Here is a 17,199-nt window from a genome sequence, read left to right as displayed (position 1 = left end):
TTTAAAGAGAAAATTATGGAAAAAGAAAAGACTTTTCCTTTTTATCCAAAAAACAAAGCAACTGTGGTATAATTAAAGTAAGCGCTATTTTATAGATTTCATTGATAAAAATTTTAACAAATAACTACAAGGGAGTCCCATGAACAAGCAAGACATCTCTACGATTATTGATCTTCACTTTGAAGAAATGACCGATTTAGAGCAAGAGATTGCCCGCTATTTTTTGCAGGCAGATACCATTCATGATGACTTGTCTTCTCAACAGGTCACTCAAAAACTTCATATTTCTCAGGCCGCTCTCACTCGTTTTGCCAAAAAATGTGGCTTTACGGGTTATCGAGAGTTCATATTCAAATACCTACAACAAATTGACAACCTTTCAGTCCCACAGCAGGATATGAACCCCTTGACTCAAAGAGTCTTGAGAAGTTATACAAATATCCGAGAGATGTCTCAAGAGTTGATTGATGATGACCAACTAGAGCGCATCGCTCATATGATTGATCAATCAGAACGCGTCTATTTTTTCGGAACAGGCAGTTCTGGCCTCGTTGCCCGTGAAATGAAATTACGTTTCATGAGACTAGGAGTTGTCTGTGAGGCTTTGACAGATCCAGATGGTTTCGCCTGGACAACCAGTATCATCGATGAAAAATGTTTGGTCTTTGGCTTTTCCCTTTCAGGAACAACTACATCCATCATTGATAGTCTACTTGACGCTCAAGATATGGGGGCTAAAACCATTCTCTTTACGAGTATGCCTAGCAAGGAAACCCAGGTCTTTACGGAAACTGTATTGGTAGCCAGTCAGAGTCAGGCTTCTTACATCCAGAGAATCTCTGCCCAACTTCCGATGTTGATTTTAATTGACTTACTCTATGCCTACTTCTTAGAAATTGACCGCGAAAGCAAAGAAAAAATCTTTAACAGTTATTGGGAAAATAAAAAACTAAATGGCTATCGTAGAAATAGAAGGTCTAGATAAGCCTTCATCCCTATCAAGTGAATAATCATATGAGTAACCAGCGATTAAAGTCGCTGGTTTTTATACTCTTCGAAAATCTCTTCAAACCACGTCAGCTTTATCTGCAACCTCAAAGCTATGCTTTGAGCAACCTGAGGCTAGCTTCCTAGTTTACTCTTTGATTTTCATTGAGTATAGTAGATTGAATATCGAATAGTACACTGTTGCTTCTAAAACATGAATAAAAATCGATCTGATTTCCCTAGTCAATTTGTTCAGATTTGATTTCATTACACTATATTAGTTTGCTCAAGTCCTATAACTGATGACTTATGCACATAGAACTCTACACCTGATTCTTGATATAAAAAAGCGAACAAGACTGAATTCTGACTCTCAGAAAACTCGTTTTGCTCGCTTTTTATAATTGAGATTAGCTTCTTGGTCCAATCTCTAAATGTTAGATAGATGTTATAGCAGTTTATCTAAACAATGCTACTATCGCGATAAGTTCTAACAAAATCTAAACTTCCTCAAAAGTACTTTCGAGTCCTAAAGATTTTATTCTTCGTCTTTTTTCTTTCCCATTGCAGCCAGTCCAAGAATCGCTCCAACAGCACCTAAGGTTGCCAGTGTAGCCGTTTCTTTAGTTCCTGTCTCTGGGAGACTATGTTGACGATTTGCAGGCGCTTGATAGATATTGTCGTGTGAGCTTGCAGGAGCTACCAGAGTCTGTTCATCTTTGTATTCTGGGAGTTCATGGACAGCTGCCTCTGCTCCATTGACACCACCTGTGAACTCTGGGGCTTCTCCACGAATAGCTGCTTCTGCACCATTTACGCCACCAGTAAACTCTGGTACCTCGTTGATAGCCGCTTCTGCGCCATTGACATTACCAGTAAACTCTGGATCTTCTCCACGAATAGCTGCTTCTGCGCCATTTACGCCACCAGTAAACTCTGGATCTTCTCCACGAACAGCTGCTTCTGCGCCATTTACGCCACCAATAAACTCTGGTACCTCGTTGATAGCCGCTTCTGCGCCATTTACGCCACCTGTGAACTCTGGATCTTCTCCACGAACAGCTGCTTCTGCGCCATTGACACCACCTGTGAACTCTGGTACTTCATGAATCGCTGGATCTGTTTTACCTATTTCAACTTTCTTAGTTCCGACTAGTACAATCTCATCTTGTGGTTCTTCAACAACTTCGCGAAGTTTTTCAGTACGGCTTCCATCCAATGCTACTTCGGTGATGATACGTTCTTTACCTTCACGACCTACTTGAGACACGCTAGTTTTACCTTCTGGAAGAGTTGGATCTTCTTGCTTCACTGTCTTGAAGCCTCTTGGTTCTTCAACTACCTCAAGACTTGGTTGACTAAAGCTCAATTCTTTAACATCTTCAGCTGGCTCAGATGTTCCTTCATAAGTACCAACTTCGATGACACGATCTTGAGCTTCTTCACGTTCAACCTTAACTGTCTTACGTGTATCTCCATCTACTTCTACATAAGTCGTTACTTGACCTGCTTTACCATCTGAAACAACTTGTTCCTTACCTTTAGCTAGGAAGGCATTCTCACGACGAACAGTATTAAAGGCAATTGGTTCTGTGGTTACTTCAAGACTTGGTTGCGTTTGAACTAAGACCTTATCTCCTTCAGTTGGAACTGTTGAATGTTTCACTTCCTCTTTCGGAGCAGCTTGAAGTTGATTGATAGAAGCTAGGGCAGCTTGTAAAGCTTTATCTACTGCATCTTGAGTCTTAGCTTCTTCGATAGCAACAAGAGCTTGCTCTGCCAACTCAACCAGTTTCTTCTTAGCTTCCTTATCGCTACCTAGTTCAGTAGTCTTTCTTCGGATTGCCTCAGCTAAACTTGACATTGCCTTTTCGTAGTCAATCGTTGGCTCTTCTGGTTTGCTTGGTTCTTCTGGTTTTGGATCCTCTTTTGGAGTTGCTTGAAGTTGATTGATAGCAGAGATACCAGTTGCCAAAGCCTTATCTACTGCATCCTGAGTCTTAGCTTCCTGGATAGCAGTGAGGGCTTGCTCTCCAAGTTCAACCAGTTTTTCCTGTGCAGCTACATCATCTACAAGTTCAGCAGCTTTTTTCTCGACTGCTGCGGCTAATTCTGCAATCGCCTTATGGCGGTCAACTTTAGACTCTTCTGGTTTGCTTGGTTCTTCTGGTTTTGGTTCCTCTTTCGGAGTCGCTTGAAGTTGATTAATACCAGCTAGAGCATTTTCCAAAGCCTTATCTACTGCATCCTGAGTCTTAGCTTCCTGGATAGCAGTAAGAGCTTGTTCGGCCAACTCAACTAATTTCTTCTTAGCTTCTTTATCGTCACCAAGTTCTTTAGTCTTTCTTTCAATTGCTTCTGCCAGACTTGCCATAGCCTTGTCGTAGTTTGGCTCCTCTGGCTGGTCTGGTGTCGGTGTGTCATCTGAACCGTAGTTGTCTTCCTTATCAAGGATAGCTTGTAAGGTTGTAGCTGTCAGCATCAACTCTTGCGCATCGACAGTGCTTGCTGAAAGTTGTTCTGATAATTTGTCCAAGTTTGACTTGAAGGCTTGACGCGCCTCTGGAGTGTTTTTCAAGGCTGTTTGGTCAAATTTAGCCAATTCATCCTTCCAGTTCTTCATAGCTTGAACTAATTCTTCTTTGGAATAAAGAGCGCTATCTTCACCACGAGTGATGAACTGGTCAACTTGGATACCAATATTTCTAGAGGTATCATTTCGTTTTGGATCCAATTGCAAGGTTACAGCATGCCAACCTTCTTCTAGCCCAGTCAAACGAACGAGAGTCTGATCGCCTTGACGTGTAGCTGCTGTACCACTGAAGTACTTCTTGCCATTGACATCAGTGGCATTTCCTTGACCATCTTGATACTCAAGTTCTTTACCATCCAGAGTTACCTTGTAGATACCATGTCCAGGATCAACAAAACCTTTGATTTCAAGACCTGTTCCGTAGAAGTAAGCTGTTACGCTAGCATTTTTCTTTTGCTCTTCAGTCAAACGACCAAATGATGCCCAAGACTCAGTGTTTTGGTATTTGCCAGAAGAATTGGTTTCATGATGCCAACCTAGGCTATAGTCAAGTTGACTGGCCTGATCATCGTGACTTACTTGATCTTTTTGAAGCAATTCAGCCTTCATTACTCGAACAGTTGCTTCAGTTGCAAATCCAAGCAAGGCATCGTCTGAAGCGCTAGTCATTTTCACTTTAAAGTCAAAGATTGAATCAGCTTGTTCAGTAAAGTCAATTGTCGGAATTGTCAAAGTCTTTTCTGTTTCACCATCTTGGAAGGTCAAATCAGCCGTTGTATCTTTATAAACCTTACCGTGAACCCCTGTTCCTGGCTCAGTCACGACATGAACTGTCGCAACTCCCTTGCTACCACCAACACGTTTGATGGTTACAGTAACTGGTTGGCCTTTTTGAACTTCATAGGTTGTTTCTTTCAACTCAAACATACCTTTACCAGCATTATTGAGCGTGTAGATCCCTTCAGTTGCAATAGCTTTGCCAGTTTTGTTGACGAGTTTGATGGTGTGTTCACCTGGAGCCAAGTCATCTGTTTCATAAACCATCTGGCTACGTTTACGAGCCGCATTATTAGTTTGTACGTCTGCAACCTTTTGACCATCCACATAAACTGACATTTCACCGTGGTTTGGATCCACTGTAGATACGACATAAGCCTTAGTTCCATTGAAACGGTAGGTTACGCTAGCATCTTTTTGATTGGTCCACATGGATGTTCCACGGACGCCTTCAGATTCGTCATACCAGGTTGTATTTGCTTTATCAGCTGTTGTATTTGAATGGTAATCCAAGCCTAGAGGATAGCCATCTGTTTTTTCAATGCTACTTGGTGTCTTATAAACAGAGAAGTTTGTCAAAATAGGAGTCGCTTGTGAATTCGTGATAGTCACACGAATCTTTTGTGCTTCCACAGGTTGACCTTGAACGAGACGACGATAACCAACAGTCGAACCTTCTCCATATGGAACCCAGCGACCATTGAGCTCAACTTCAACCTTAAATCCTGAGATGCGTTGCCCTTTAACGATATCTTCTTTGAGTTCGACTACGTCAAAGCGTCTCTTTTGACCGAGATCGACAGTAAATTCACCTGTCTTGGCATCATTTGACAATGCCCAACTAGTATCATCCTTACCATCGGTTAGGTTGCTTGCTTGGTACAAGTGATTCTTACGAGTAGAGCTTGCAGTAACTGTTGCGCCTTTAGCAAAATCAGTTGCATACATTTGATCCAAGGTTGCTCGGAATTCTTGCAAGCGAGCGACATCTGCTTCTGCGAATTTACCTTCTTTATTAGGTGGAATATTGAGGAGAAGCGGCGTTCCACGACCAACAGACTTGAAGTAGATATCCATCAAATCTTTGATTGATTTTGGCTGTTGATTATCATGGTAGAACCAACCTGAACGGATAGAAACGTCTGCTTCACCGACAGAGTACATATCTCCTTCTGGGTCTCCATGGTTGAGATATTCATTCTTCACATCGTCAGTGATTTTAGCTTTCTTAACCTTATGCCAAACTGGATCTCCAGCGATACCACGTTCATTACCGATCCAACGGACACTTGTCGGTTGTGCAGAGAAGATAGCGATATCTCCTTCAGCTTCCTTGATGTACTTGAACCATTCGTCAAAGGTGTAGGTTACTTTTTGAGCTCCACTACCACGCGCACCGTCCATCCAGACTTCGATGAATTTACCATTGTTTCCGTATTTAGGATTTCCAAGGATTTCCTTAAGTTGATTGAGATAGTATTCGTTATACTCTTTTTCAGTTGAAACATGATATTTAGGGTTATTAGCATCCCATGGTGATAGGTAAACACCCATATTCATGTCGTACTTAGTCGCTGATTTAGAGATTTCTTCGAGAAGGTCACCCTTACCATCTTTCCATGGACTTGCAGCCACCGTATGGTCTGTGTATTTAGATGGATAAATCACAAAACCGTCGTGGTGTTTGACAACCATGATTGTTCGTTTGAACCCAGCATCCTTCAAAGTCTTAATCCACTGGTCTGTGTCAAGATTTGTTGGATTAAAGTACTCAGGATTTTCTCTACCATTTCCCCACTCAGAGTTGGTGTAGGTATTCATTCCATAGTGGATGAAGGCAGCCAATTCTTCCTTGTGGTAGTCCAACTGAGCCTTGCTTGGAAGTGGTCCATAATTTCCAATTTCTGTTTCTTCGTCTTTTGGATCCACTACTGGAGTTGCAGGAGTTACTGGTTTTGGATCTTCAATTTTTTCGTATTCAAAAATAACTTGGTTCACTCCTTTATGTTGAATTGTTGCTTCTTGGCTTGCGTTGACTGCACGGTAGCCTGTGATTTCTTTAGCTTGGAATGTGTGAACAAAGGAAACTTCATATTCTTTACCATCGTTATTATCCACAGTTGCAGTTGCCAATTCTTGGTCGGTACCTTTCAAACGGTAACGAAGGTCGAAGGAACCTTTATTGACTTTATAAACAACCTTAATAACGCGAGTTCCTGCAGGAGCCTTGCTCACAACGCTATAATCATCTCCCCAAGCATCTTTCAGTTGCTTGTTGACAGCTTTTCCGTCAATTGAGACAATCTCATATTTGTCTTTATTCTTCTTGTAGAAGTCAGTCTTCTCAATTTCTGTTTTATAGTCATAGTCAAATTGAGCTCCAACTTCTGTCTTTTCAACAAAAGTATCGTTTTCTTTGACTGGATTATCTTTCTGGTCTACGTGTTCGATAACAACTCGTCCATATTAAACACCTTCAAGAAGAGTTGCTACACCACTTTTATCGAAAGAATATTTGTTTTCACCGATAACAGCTGTCTTATTTCTGAGCATTTCTCCCTCTGGAGTAAAGTAATAACGATTGCCGTTATCGCCTTGATACCAGCCTTTAACACCGTATTTATCAATGATTTCTTTGACCCATGCCAATTGTTCTGGTGAGAGGACAACCCCTCCTCCAAAGCGATCTTTTTCAGCAATGTTCGCATTATCAACAGTACCACGTTGGTGGATCCCAATGACCTTACCATCACCGTTAATAATTCCACCACCAGAAAGACCTGAAACAGAAGTCAAACGATAGGTAACACCTACAGCTCCATTTTCATCGTACTTTTCAGTATCTCTAACGACACCGTCTGCCTTATACAATTGACCAGGAACAATTGGTTCCTTCAATTCTGGAGAAGTTGAATCTGTCGGATAGCCAATTGTGCTCACTGGTTCTCCAGCTTTGTATTCCCGATGCTCTGCTAGAGGAGTAAAGGTAGCCGCCTTATTTGGACTTGCAATTGAAAGTGGAACTGGAGCTACAACCAAGGCTAAGTCATTCTTATAGCCTTCACCGAATTTTTCTGTATTCCAGAAATGAATATCCTTTTCCTTGAACAAAATAGTGTTCCCTGAAGTTGGTAAAGAATTATTCTTAGCAGTATTTGAACCTACATTGTAATAGAACTTAGCAGTGTCACCGCCTAAGATATTACCAGCATTGGTTTCGGCATCCTTCTTCAAGAAATTGTGAGCCACTGTCAACATGATGTTTGGAGCCACAAAGATACCAGAGCCAGAATTGAGGTAACGCTGAGTTCCACCACCTGCTAGAGGTGAACTGAAAATTGTATAAACCATAGCTGCTGATGTAGCCGGTTGACCTTCATAATTGATATGCTTAAGGTCTTGTCCGCCATTGATAATGGCTCTATTTTCTTTTTCGCCTTCAGATGGAGCTACTTCTGTAGGTTTCAAGATGCTCTTAGTCTCTACTTGTGGACTTTCTTTCTCTGAAACAATGGCTGAAGTGTCCAGTTTTTTCACTGGTGTATCAGGATAAGCACGGTCAGGAATTTCTTCAGGGAGTGAATCGCCAGCCACTTCAGCAGTTTTCCCTTCCTCTGCCACTTTCTCGACAGCAGGTTCTGTTTTTTCAGTTACTTCTCCCTTAACTGCTTCTTCTTTTTCATGATCTACATCTACCACTTCTTTTGCTTGACTATCTACTTCAAGTTTTGGTTCTGTCACAAGTTCACTAGCCGCAACATTACCAGATGCAAAAAAAGCAAGACCGACTGCTACAGAAGCAACACCAACAGTCAGTTTACAAATACTAAATATTCTACCTTTTTCCAAAAATATTGTTTCATCCAATACTCCTAATCTTCTAGAGCAGTCAGCTACTGCCCGAGCCCAGCTTTAGCTGGCGACATTTTTTGTTTGATTCCCTAGCCTAAAACTCTGCTCCTAAGCTATTTATTTTTTGATAAGTCCTTTTGTAGAAATCGCTTACATTTTTAAAAAATAAAATAATGCTTCCATTAGCAAGAATTTTTCTAGAGTTTTCGCATTATTATAAATATACTATGTTATATTAAAAAATGCAAGGGTTTTCAAAGTTTTAACTAGATTTTTACTAAATGATTATTTTACTATTTATGACTAAAAAATCCTAAATTGGCAAGGCCAACTTAGGATTGTTTTGTTTTGAAGTGATAGTATGCACCAAGCATACCTGCAGTATTTTGATGATGCGCAAATTCTAATCTTGTTTTTTCCGCTAGACTTGGAACAAGCGCATTTTTTAGAGCTTTACGAATTTTTGGTTTCAAAATCGCTTCCTGCACCATAATACCACCACCTAGTATAACAACCTCGGGATTGGCAACATAACAAATGTTAGCAAGACCTTTCCCAAGATAGTCTACCATACGGTCAATTCCCTCCATACAGAGTTTATTGCCTTCTGTAGCTTCTTTGAAAATTCTACGACCATTCCAATGAGCCACTTCCTCATCATGAGCCTTGGCTACATACTCAACCAAGGCAGTTGTAGAAGCTAGATCTTGGAAGTCTCCATCTTGCATGTGCATGTAGCCAACTTCACAGGCAGAATTACTAAAGCCATGGAAAACTTGGCCATCAATGATTAAGCAACCACCGATACCTGTTCCAATTGTCAAGCAAAGAGTAATACTTGCGTCCTTTCCAGATCCTGATACAGCTTCCGCAAGACCTGCGCAGTTGACATCATTTTCAATTTCACAAGGAATTCCAAAACTTTCTTCAATTTCCTTTTTAAATTGAGTACCGGCATAATTTGGAATCTGTGGACCTGCATAGAAAATCTCACCCTTATCAGGGTCAACCATTCCCGCAGAGGAAATGGCGACACCTGACACTGGACCTTTTTCTAGATAGCTAGCTACGATATCTTTTGTTTTTTGTAAAATGTGGGGACCACCCTTATGAGCCTCAGTTGCTACTTCGTGAGACTCTACAAGTTGTCCATCTTGGTCAATCAAACCGTATTTGATATTAGTTCCACCAATATCAATTGCAACATAATTAGCCATAAAGCCTCCTGTTGATTAGAGGAAACGCTCCTTAGTTTCACGAATTAATGCCGCAGCTGCTTCAACAACTGGACGATCTTCTTCTGTAACTGGAGTCAATGGTGAACGAACAGATCCGATGTTAAGTCCTTCATTAATTTTCAAGACTTCTTTGATGACACAGTACATATTACCATGTGCTGCAGTCAATTTACCGATGATAGCGTTGATAGCGTATTGCAATTCACGCGCTGTTTCTAGGTCTTTATCCGCAATCAATTGGTTAAGTTTCAAGAAGAGTTCTGGCATAGCACCATAAGTACCACCGATACCAGCTTTTGCTCCCATGAGACGTCCGCCTAGGAATTGTTCGTCTGGACCATTAAAGACGATATGATCATCACCACCAAGACTAACAAAAGTTTGGATGTCTTGAACTGGCATTGAAGAATTTTTAACACCAATGACACGTGGGTTTTTCAACATCTCTGTGTAGAGACTTGGAGTCAAAGCAACACCTGCCAATTGAGGAATGTTGTAGATGACATAGTCTGTGTTTGGAGCTGCAGCGCTGATGTCGTTCCAGTATTTAGCAACTGAGTACTCAGGCAAACGGAAGTAAATTGGTGGGATTGTTGCGATAGCATCTACTCCCAAACTTTCTGCATGACGAGCCAGTTCAATACTATCTTTGGTATTGTTGCAAGCCACATGAGCAATGATGGTCAATTTACCTTTAGCAACTGCCATGACTTCTTCCAAGATCAATTTGCGGTCTTCTACGCTTTGGTAGATACACTCACCTGAAGAACCATTGACATAAAGTCCTTGAACACCTTTATCAATAAAGTATTGTACCAAGGCACGAGTACGTTCTGGGCTAACTTCACCCGCATCATCATAACATGCGTAGAAGGCAGGAATGACACCTTCATATTTTTTTAAATCTGACATAGATTTCTCCTAAGATTTTTTTATTTTCTGCTCTGGGCAGATTACTTCTTTACTGTTTAAGTATACACCTTGCAAAAAACGCTTTCAATACATTCTGATCACTTAGATTCTAATTTCTAGTTATTATTTGAATATTTTCTCAATTGAAAGTAGTTTCATCTCACTTTCATTCTGATTGGTATTTGGCAAATAATTTTTCAATCAATCCTGTTTGCCAAAAGGCAAGGAGGCCAAAGCCAAATAGTAGAAAGGCAGAGCCACCCAGTACAAGAGTAAAGCCTGATAGATAGAGAAGCATCATGATTAATAAAATAATCGCAAGCATCAAGAAGAACCACACGAAGTTAAAGCTAACTAAGAGCAAGCCCTTTTGGAGTACTTCTTTCCAAGTCAAGTCATAGCGTGCTGCAATTGGATAGCTAGCCAACATAACCAGAGTTAAAAATATTAGAATTCCTAAGCAAATGGCTTTAATGAGCTGGAAGCCTAGGCCTGTTTGCCCCCAGAATAGAGACAAGTCAACTACACTAATTAGAAAAATTCCTAGTTCCAACAAACCTAACTGGAGGCCTAATTTCAAATTTTGCTTAAAGGCTCTCATATACGTTTTAAAAACAGGAACACGACGACTACTCTTAACTTCGAAGATTGTCTGATAGAGACTAATTTTTGCTACTCCGATTGTCACAATAGGCAAACAAGACACAACAAAAAGTAGGTTGACCGTCACGATATCTAACACTTTCTCACAAAATCGCATAAGAAAGTTATCCGTATCGAATGCTGCTTTTATCAATCCAGATCCTTTATGTGCCATTGTTTGCTCCTCCTAACTGACTAATCGATTAAAATTTTAAATAAGTATTTGCGAACTTTATCTTCCATACCTGCATAACCATTAGGTTGATGAGGTTCACCTGGGAAGAAGATTGCAAAATTGTGATAACCCAACAAAAGTGGGTAGTGTTCGTGACAATGGACAAAGCCAATATCACTGGCTTCATCAAAGGCTACAGCCTCGTCTTTTACACGAGAACCGTAACTAGAATACTCATGTCCTTCAACTAACAAATGCAAATCTGCATAGTTTTTATGATGCTCAAAGCGATCATTTTCATCTTGGTTGAGAACATTTTCCTGTACAACTAGAAAGACTTTATCCCCATCAATCTCGTATTTGCCTAATTCAAAGCTATCCTTACGATGCTCATAGAGATAATCAATAGCCTTATCTAGATTAGGATGAATTCCCTTGTAAAAGCTAATGTTTTTTAAATCATCAAAAATCATAGTAATTTCCTTTACCTGATTGTTACCTTCAGACATACGATGTCTAGCCAGTAAGTTTATAAGTGTCTAACAAAACTTCATGAAGTAAGCAACTCCTCTCCATTTTGTAGACACTTATATATCCTGTATTCTCTTAGTCTATCAACTATACTGCTGCATACTGATAAACAGATTCTACTATATTCAATTTTCGCAGAGGACTATCCTTTGACAGCTCCCATAGTAATCCCTTGAGTAAAGGATTTTTGGAAGACCAGGAAGACTGTTACGATTGGCACAGCTGCAAGGGCAGCCCCTGCCATGATCAAACCATAGTTAGTTGCCATCTCGGCCTGCATAGTCGCAACCCCGAGCGAGATGGTCAAGTTTTGACGTGAAGTCAACATTACCAATTGCATGAAGTAGTCATTCCAAGTATTGATGAAGGTAAAGATTGCAAGAGCTGCAAATCCTGGCTTCACGATAGGGAAGGCTACGCTCCAGAATGTACGAATCTCGCCACATCCATCGATTTTAGCAGATTCGAGCAATTCTGTAGGAATGTTTTCACTGAACTGTTTCATGAGGAAGACCCCGAATGGCCATCCAATCAAAGGCAAGATAACTGCCCAAAGAGTATCATGGATTCCCATGAAGTTGACGATACGTACCAATGGCACAAGGACAACTTGTTTTGGAAGAGCCATGGCAGCGATAAAAATTGCAAAGAGAATGCGTTGACCATAGAAACGTTTCTTAGCCAATACATAACCTGCTAGTGAAGAGGTTGCACAAACCAAGAACATTGTTACTAAAGAAATGAACACTGAGTTCCACATCCATTGCAAGGCTGGGTTTTGCACCATCAATTGTTGGAAGTTCTCCATTGTTGGAGCTTTAGGGAACCATTGTGGTGGAATCATAATGGTATCTGGTTGTGATTTGAATGCACCTGTCAAGATCCAGTAGAATGGGAAGATAAACAGTACAGTCAACAAGAGCAAAATGATTGTTGAAATAACAGTAAAGGCTGTTAATGGTTTCTTTTGTTGTGTAGGTTGCATAGCTGTCTCCTTTCCTTAGTATTCTACATCGTTTCCGAGGATCTTGAATTGAGCGAAGCTGACAAGAGCAATCATAACTGCCAAGAATACACCAATTGTATTGGCATAGCCATATTCAGTCAATTGGAAGGCTTTTTCGTAGAGGTAGTACATAAGTGTACTTGTTGAGTAGTTTGGACCACCAGATGTCAACAACTGAATCAAGGCGAAACATTGGAATGAGTTGATGGTTGTAATGATTGCGATATAAAGTGTTGTTGGAAGAAGGCTTGGCCATTTAATCTTCCAGAATACTTGGAACTCAGTCGCACCGTCAACACGAGCTGCTTCTACAAGTGAGTTATCAATATTACCCATTGCAGCGATGTAGAGAATGATTGGTTGACCAACTGATGTTGTCAAAAGGATAATCATAATCGCCATCAAAGCCCAGTTTTTATCTCCCAACCAAGAAATGTTTTGGCTGATGATATGGCTTGACTTAAGCACGAAGTTCAAAATACCTGATAGTGGATCGTAGATCCATTTCCATACTACTGTTACGGCAACACTACCTGTTACTACAGGAAGGAAGAAGACGAAACGGTAGAAAGATCTAGCGATGGCATTTTGTTGGTAAGTTTGTGATGCTACAAAGAGCGAGAAGAGTACAACGACTGGTACAGACCCGATAACCAAGATTACGGTATTAATCAAAGATTTTGTAAACACAGGGTCTTTAAACATACGAATGTAGTTGTCCAAGCCCACAAACTCAAAGCTAGTCATCGAATAGTTGAAGAAACTTGTGATGAAGCCCATGATCATTGGAGCTAAAACGAAGACGGTAAAGAAGATTAATACTGGTGCTAGGAATGCGTAGGAAATAATAGTTTCCCGCATGCGAATTTTATTGATTTTCACAGTTGGCACCTCACTTTCACATAGTTTTGTTTTTTTGACTGTTATCTGACCCTGATCTAAAATCAAAATGAAATTTTTCTAAGATTCGTCAATGTAAAAACTTCATTTTAATTTTGACCTGTCAGTTGCTTCTATTTCAAACAAAAGTCCCCCTTTTCATACACAGATATGCTCAGGGAAAAGGGGGGAACTCAGTTTTTATTTAGGGCTTATTATTTAGCTGCTTTTTTGATTGTTTCATTCGCTTTTTCAGTGAATGCTTTCAATGCTGCAGCAGGTTGTTCGTCACCATTTGATACAGCTTGCAACATTGGGAACCAAAGTGTTCTCATTTCAGCAAATCCGTCGATTGTGTTGTAATATGGTGAGTAGTATTGAGTCCAACCACTGATTGTTTCCATACGTTTGTCATCGTAAAGTTTTCCAAATGAAGTACGAACTGGGAATGCTCCTGTACGAACTACGTCTTTAGGACCCCACTCTTTATCATCAGCGATAAATTGGATAAATTTCTTAGCTGCAGCAACTTTCTTTTCATCTTTGTTGTTAAATACTGCAAATCCGTTTACAAGGTATTCAAGAGCTGGTTTGCCAGAATCAGATGGGAATGGAACTTCAACCACTTCAACTTTACTTGCTTCCAAAAGTTTAGCTTGGATACCGTTTTGAGCTGGTGCCCAAAGGATTGTGTAAGAAGTTTGACCGTTTGCAAAGTTTTGGATGTCTGCTCCACCGTCAAATTGTGAACCGTTATTCAACAAACCATCTTTGATCCAGCTAGCTGCTTTTTCAAGACCTTTAACGAATTTAGGATCGTCAGTTGTGTATTTAGTTACTTCTTTATCAGTTACAGAACCGCCGTAAAGGTTAGAGATGAAGGCACGTGTTCCTTGGTCTCCCCCTTGACCAGAACTGAACAATGAACCTGGAGTGTATCCTTTATCTTTAAGTGCTTTCAAGACTTTTTCAAAGTCGTCTGTTGTCCAACCTTCTTTAACAAGGTTAGCTACACCAGCGTCTTCCAACATTTTCTTGTTCATAGCCATGTAGAATGGTGCAGAACTGATTGGATACATGTAAGCTTTGTCGCCAGCTTTACTTGCTTGTACAATGTTTTCGTTGTTAACATCTTTCACAAATTCATCTGTAAAGAGGTCATTCAACTCAGCCAATTTACCATTTTTACCGTAATTGATGATACGACCTGGTGCGTCAAAAAGTACGTCTGGAGCTGTTCCAGCTTCGATAGCTGTTGTGATTTTTTCTGGTCCAGATTTGAAGTCGATTGTTTCTAGTTTAACTTTGATATCTGGATTTGCTTTTTCGAAAGCTTCGATGATAGATTTTTCATAAGTTCCAACACCGTCACCAAATTTTTCTTGAGTAAATACTGGGAATGCCCACCAAGTAATTTCTGTTGTTGTTGCATCGCCTGATTTGGCAGCATCTTTGTTAGCGTCTGATTTGCCACAAGCAGCAAGTGATAGAACCGCAGCACCCGCAAGTACTGTACAAGCTAGTTTTCTAAATTTCATTTGTATTCTCCTAAATGATGTTAAGCGTATCCGAATCGGATAAAGAGCAATGTCGACTTTGTATACGTTTTCATTTCTTCCTACTAATCAACCACTCTCCTCGTTTTTTATATGATGTTACTTAAGACCGGCAACAAAGCGTTCCGTAATCTCTTTTGGTCTAGTAATAGCGCCACCTACAACGATGCCTCGCACTCCATAACCTAGGATTTGCTTAGCTTGTTCTGGTGTATGAATTTTTCCTTCAGCAATGACGTCCACCCCTGCGTCGCAGAGTTTTTTGATGAGTTCAAAATCTGGGCCATCCACTTTTGGACTGTAAGAAGTGTAACCTGATAGAGTTGTACCGACAAAGTCAATTCCCGCTTCAACTGCTATTAGACCTTCCTCAAAGGTACTTGTGTCAGCCATCAAGAGTTGATTTGGATATTTTTCTTTGATCTGACGGATAAATTCTTGGATTTCCAAGCCATCATGACGTTCACGTTTGGTACAGTCCAGAGCAATGACTTCGATGTCAAGAGCTGCTAGTTCATCCACTTCCTTCATTGTAGCAGTAATGAATGGTTCTTGCGGTGGATAATCACGTTTAATAATTCCGATAATCGGAAGTTTAGTGACCTCTTTAATCTCCTTAATATCTCGAACACTGTTTGCTCGGATACCGACTGCACCACCTTGTTCAGCTGCTTTTACCAACAAGGGGATAACTCCTCCCGCTTCTGTGTAGAGCGGTTCATGAGGAAGTGCCTGACAAGAAACGATGATTCCATCTTTGATTTGTTCAATCAAGGCTTCTTTACTAATTTGTGGCATCTACTTTCCTCCTTTTCGTTTCCTTTGTGTTTATGTGACTATTATAGCTTATTATTAAAGCGCTTTCAATAACTTATGCTAGAATAGATTGGAGTTTCAAAAGTATTTTATAGAACAGCGTATCTTGAAAGTAGTTTCAGATAACATAAATATCCGTATCTATTACTCAAAATTACGAATCTTATTATAAACTTCTATATCAATAAAACCAGTCTAGAATTCCCATCTTTTTACAGGACTCCAGACTGGTTTATTTTAGATTAACATAGAAGTTCAAAGTGAGATTTCAGACAAAGTTAACTGTCTTTTTGTTTATAGGAAATCATTACTCCAAGGATCATTCCCACAAAACCAAGCAAAACTGTTGTTATTGATTTATTCTCACCTGTATTTGGTAACTTAGACTGTTCGTTATTACTTACTTTATTCTCTAATCGATTAGATTCAGAGTTTTCATTTGTAGATAACAATTTAGATGACAGTGAAACTTCTTCAGCCTTGTTATCTTCTGTAGGATTTTTAAATAGTGGATTGTCAATGAAGTATCGGAAAGTCATCGCATAAATACTAGAATTATTAGTCTCAAAAATAATCTTTCCATCTTTTTGTTCGAATTCAATAGTGTGTAGTTTTCCTTCTGGATCCACAGCATAAACATTCTCAACGGACTGATCTGTAGCAAAAGTAACAAGGACTTTTCCTTCAGGTTTAACATATCTGCCATTTACATCCTTCAATTTGATATCAAATGCTTTGTAGTTTAATGAACTTAAATCACTAAATTGAACTTCTTGAATTTGAATACCTATCACATTTTTCAATACTTCTTCTGAAGCTTGAATTTGAATACTTCCTGTTTCATTTTTTAAAATACGTTGTGAACTAGCAATTCCTATGATAACGTGCTTAGTTTCTGCTTCATCCTTACTGTCTTTATTATTTACTTGTTTATCAGTAGATTTCACTACTGAACTTCCTTCTCCTGCTGTAGATAATACTTCTGTATAATTTTCTACATCATACACAACACTAGTTACTGCATTCACTCCACCTGTGAAGTCTGGAAGGTGATGAATCTCAGCATCCGCACCATTCACGCCACCTTTAAACTCTGGCTTAGCTACTGTAGGAGCTGGAGAATTACCTAATGTAGATAGGAAGCCTCTGTACTCTGGAACTTCTATAACAAGTGAGTCGCCTCCATTCACGCCACCTTTAAACTCTGGCTTAGCTACTGTAGGAGCTGGAGAATCTCCTAATGTGGATAGAACACCGCTATACTCTGGAACTTCTGTAACAAGTGATTCGCCTCC

The 17,199-nt window shown here is 39.9% G+C and carries 10 protein-coding genes and 1 pseudogene; 1 reads left to right on the top strand and 10 read right to left on the bottom strand.

What is annotated here, in order from left to right:
* The first annotated feature begins 139 nt into the window (after nt 1-139).
* A complete protein-coding gene (locus HMPREF2837_RS03485; RefSeq protein WP_049548136.1) occupies nt 140-985 on the top strand; it encodes a MurR/RpiR family transcriptional regulator in 846 nt (281 codons plus the stop codon).
* Nucleotides 986-1,525: 540 nt separating this feature from the next.
* Here the strand turns inward: HMPREF2837_RS03485 and HMPREF2837_RS03480 are convergent.
* From HMPREF2837_RS03480 to HMPREF2837_RS03435, 10 genes and pseudogenes are all read right to left on the bottom strand, one after another.
* Nucleotides 1,526-8,164: pseudogene (locus HMPREF2837_RS03480) on the bottom strand (SIALI-17 repeat-containing surface protein).
* A 317-nt stretch (nt 8,165-8,481) separates the two neighbouring features.
* Complete coding sequence (locus tag HMPREF2837_RS03475) at nt 8,482-9,366, bottom strand: ROK family protein (RefSeq protein WP_049548137.1); 885 nt, start codon at nt 9,364-9,366, stop codon at nt 8,482-8,484.
* Nucleotides 9,367-9,381: 15 nt separating this feature from the next.
* Nucleotides 9,382-10,299, bottom strand: coding sequence for a dihydrodipicolinate synthase family protein (locus HMPREF2837_RS03470; RefSeq protein WP_049548138.1), 918 nt, complete (start codon nt 10,297-10,299; stop codon nt 9,382-9,384).
* 166 nt (nt 10,300-10,465) lie between these two features.
* A complete protein-coding gene (locus HMPREF2837_RS03465) occupies nt 10,466-11,116 on the bottom strand; it encodes a DUF624 domain-containing protein (RefSeq protein WP_049548139.1) in 651 nt (216 codons plus the stop codon).
* A 20-nt stretch (nt 11,117-11,136) separates the two neighbouring features.
* The gene (locus tag HMPREF2837_RS03460; protein WP_049548140.1) at nt 11,137-11,589 is read right to left on the bottom strand and encodes a NanQ anomerase/TabA/YiaL family protein; all 453 of its coding nucleotides are present in this window, start codon (nt 11,587-11,589) and stop codon (nt 11,137-11,139) included.
* 200 nt (nt 11,590-11,789) lie between these two features.
* The gene (locus HMPREF2837_RS03455; protein ID WP_001183246.1) at nt 11,790-12,632 is read right to left on the bottom strand and encodes a carbohydrate ABC transporter permease; all 843 of its coding nucleotides are present in this window, start codon (nt 12,630-12,632) and stop codon (nt 11,790-11,792) included.
* Between the two features lie 15 nt (nt 12,633-12,647).
* Nucleotides 12,648-13,514: a carbohydrate ABC transporter permease gene (locus tag HMPREF2837_RS03450; protein ID WP_075227343.1), complete on the bottom strand. Its 867-nt coding sequence runs from the start codon at nt 13,512-13,514 to the stop codon at nt 12,648-12,650.
* 233 nt (nt 13,515-13,747) lie between these two features.
* Nucleotides 13,748-15,070, bottom strand: a complete 1,323-nt coding sequence (locus tag HMPREF2837_RS03445; RefSeq protein WP_075230649.1) for an ABC transporter substrate-binding protein — start codon at nt 15,068-15,070, stop codon at nt 13,748-13,750.
* A 117-nt stretch (nt 15,071-15,187) separates the two neighbouring features.
* Nucleotides 15,188-15,886 carry an N-acetylmannosamine-6-phosphate 2-epimerase gene (locus HMPREF2837_RS03440; protein ID WP_075230648.1) on the bottom strand — a complete coding sequence of 233 codons (699 nt, stop codon included), beginning with the start codon at nt 15,884-15,886 and terminating at the stop codon, nt 15,188-15,190.
* Between the two features lie 296 nt (nt 15,887-16,182).
* A partial coding sequence (locus HMPREF2837_RS03435; protein ID WP_148131799.1) for an SIALI-17 repeat-containing surface protein occupies nt 16,183-17,199 on the bottom strand: 1,017 nt, incomplete at its 5' end.

This window comes from Streptococcus sp. HMSC071D03 (assembly GCF_001812125.1).
GTDB classification, from domain to species: domain Bacteria; phylum Bacillota; class Bacilli; order Lactobacillales; family Streptococcaceae; genus Streptococcus; species Streptococcus pseudopneumoniae_N.
This window is presented reverse-complemented; position numbering and strand designations above follow the sequence as displayed.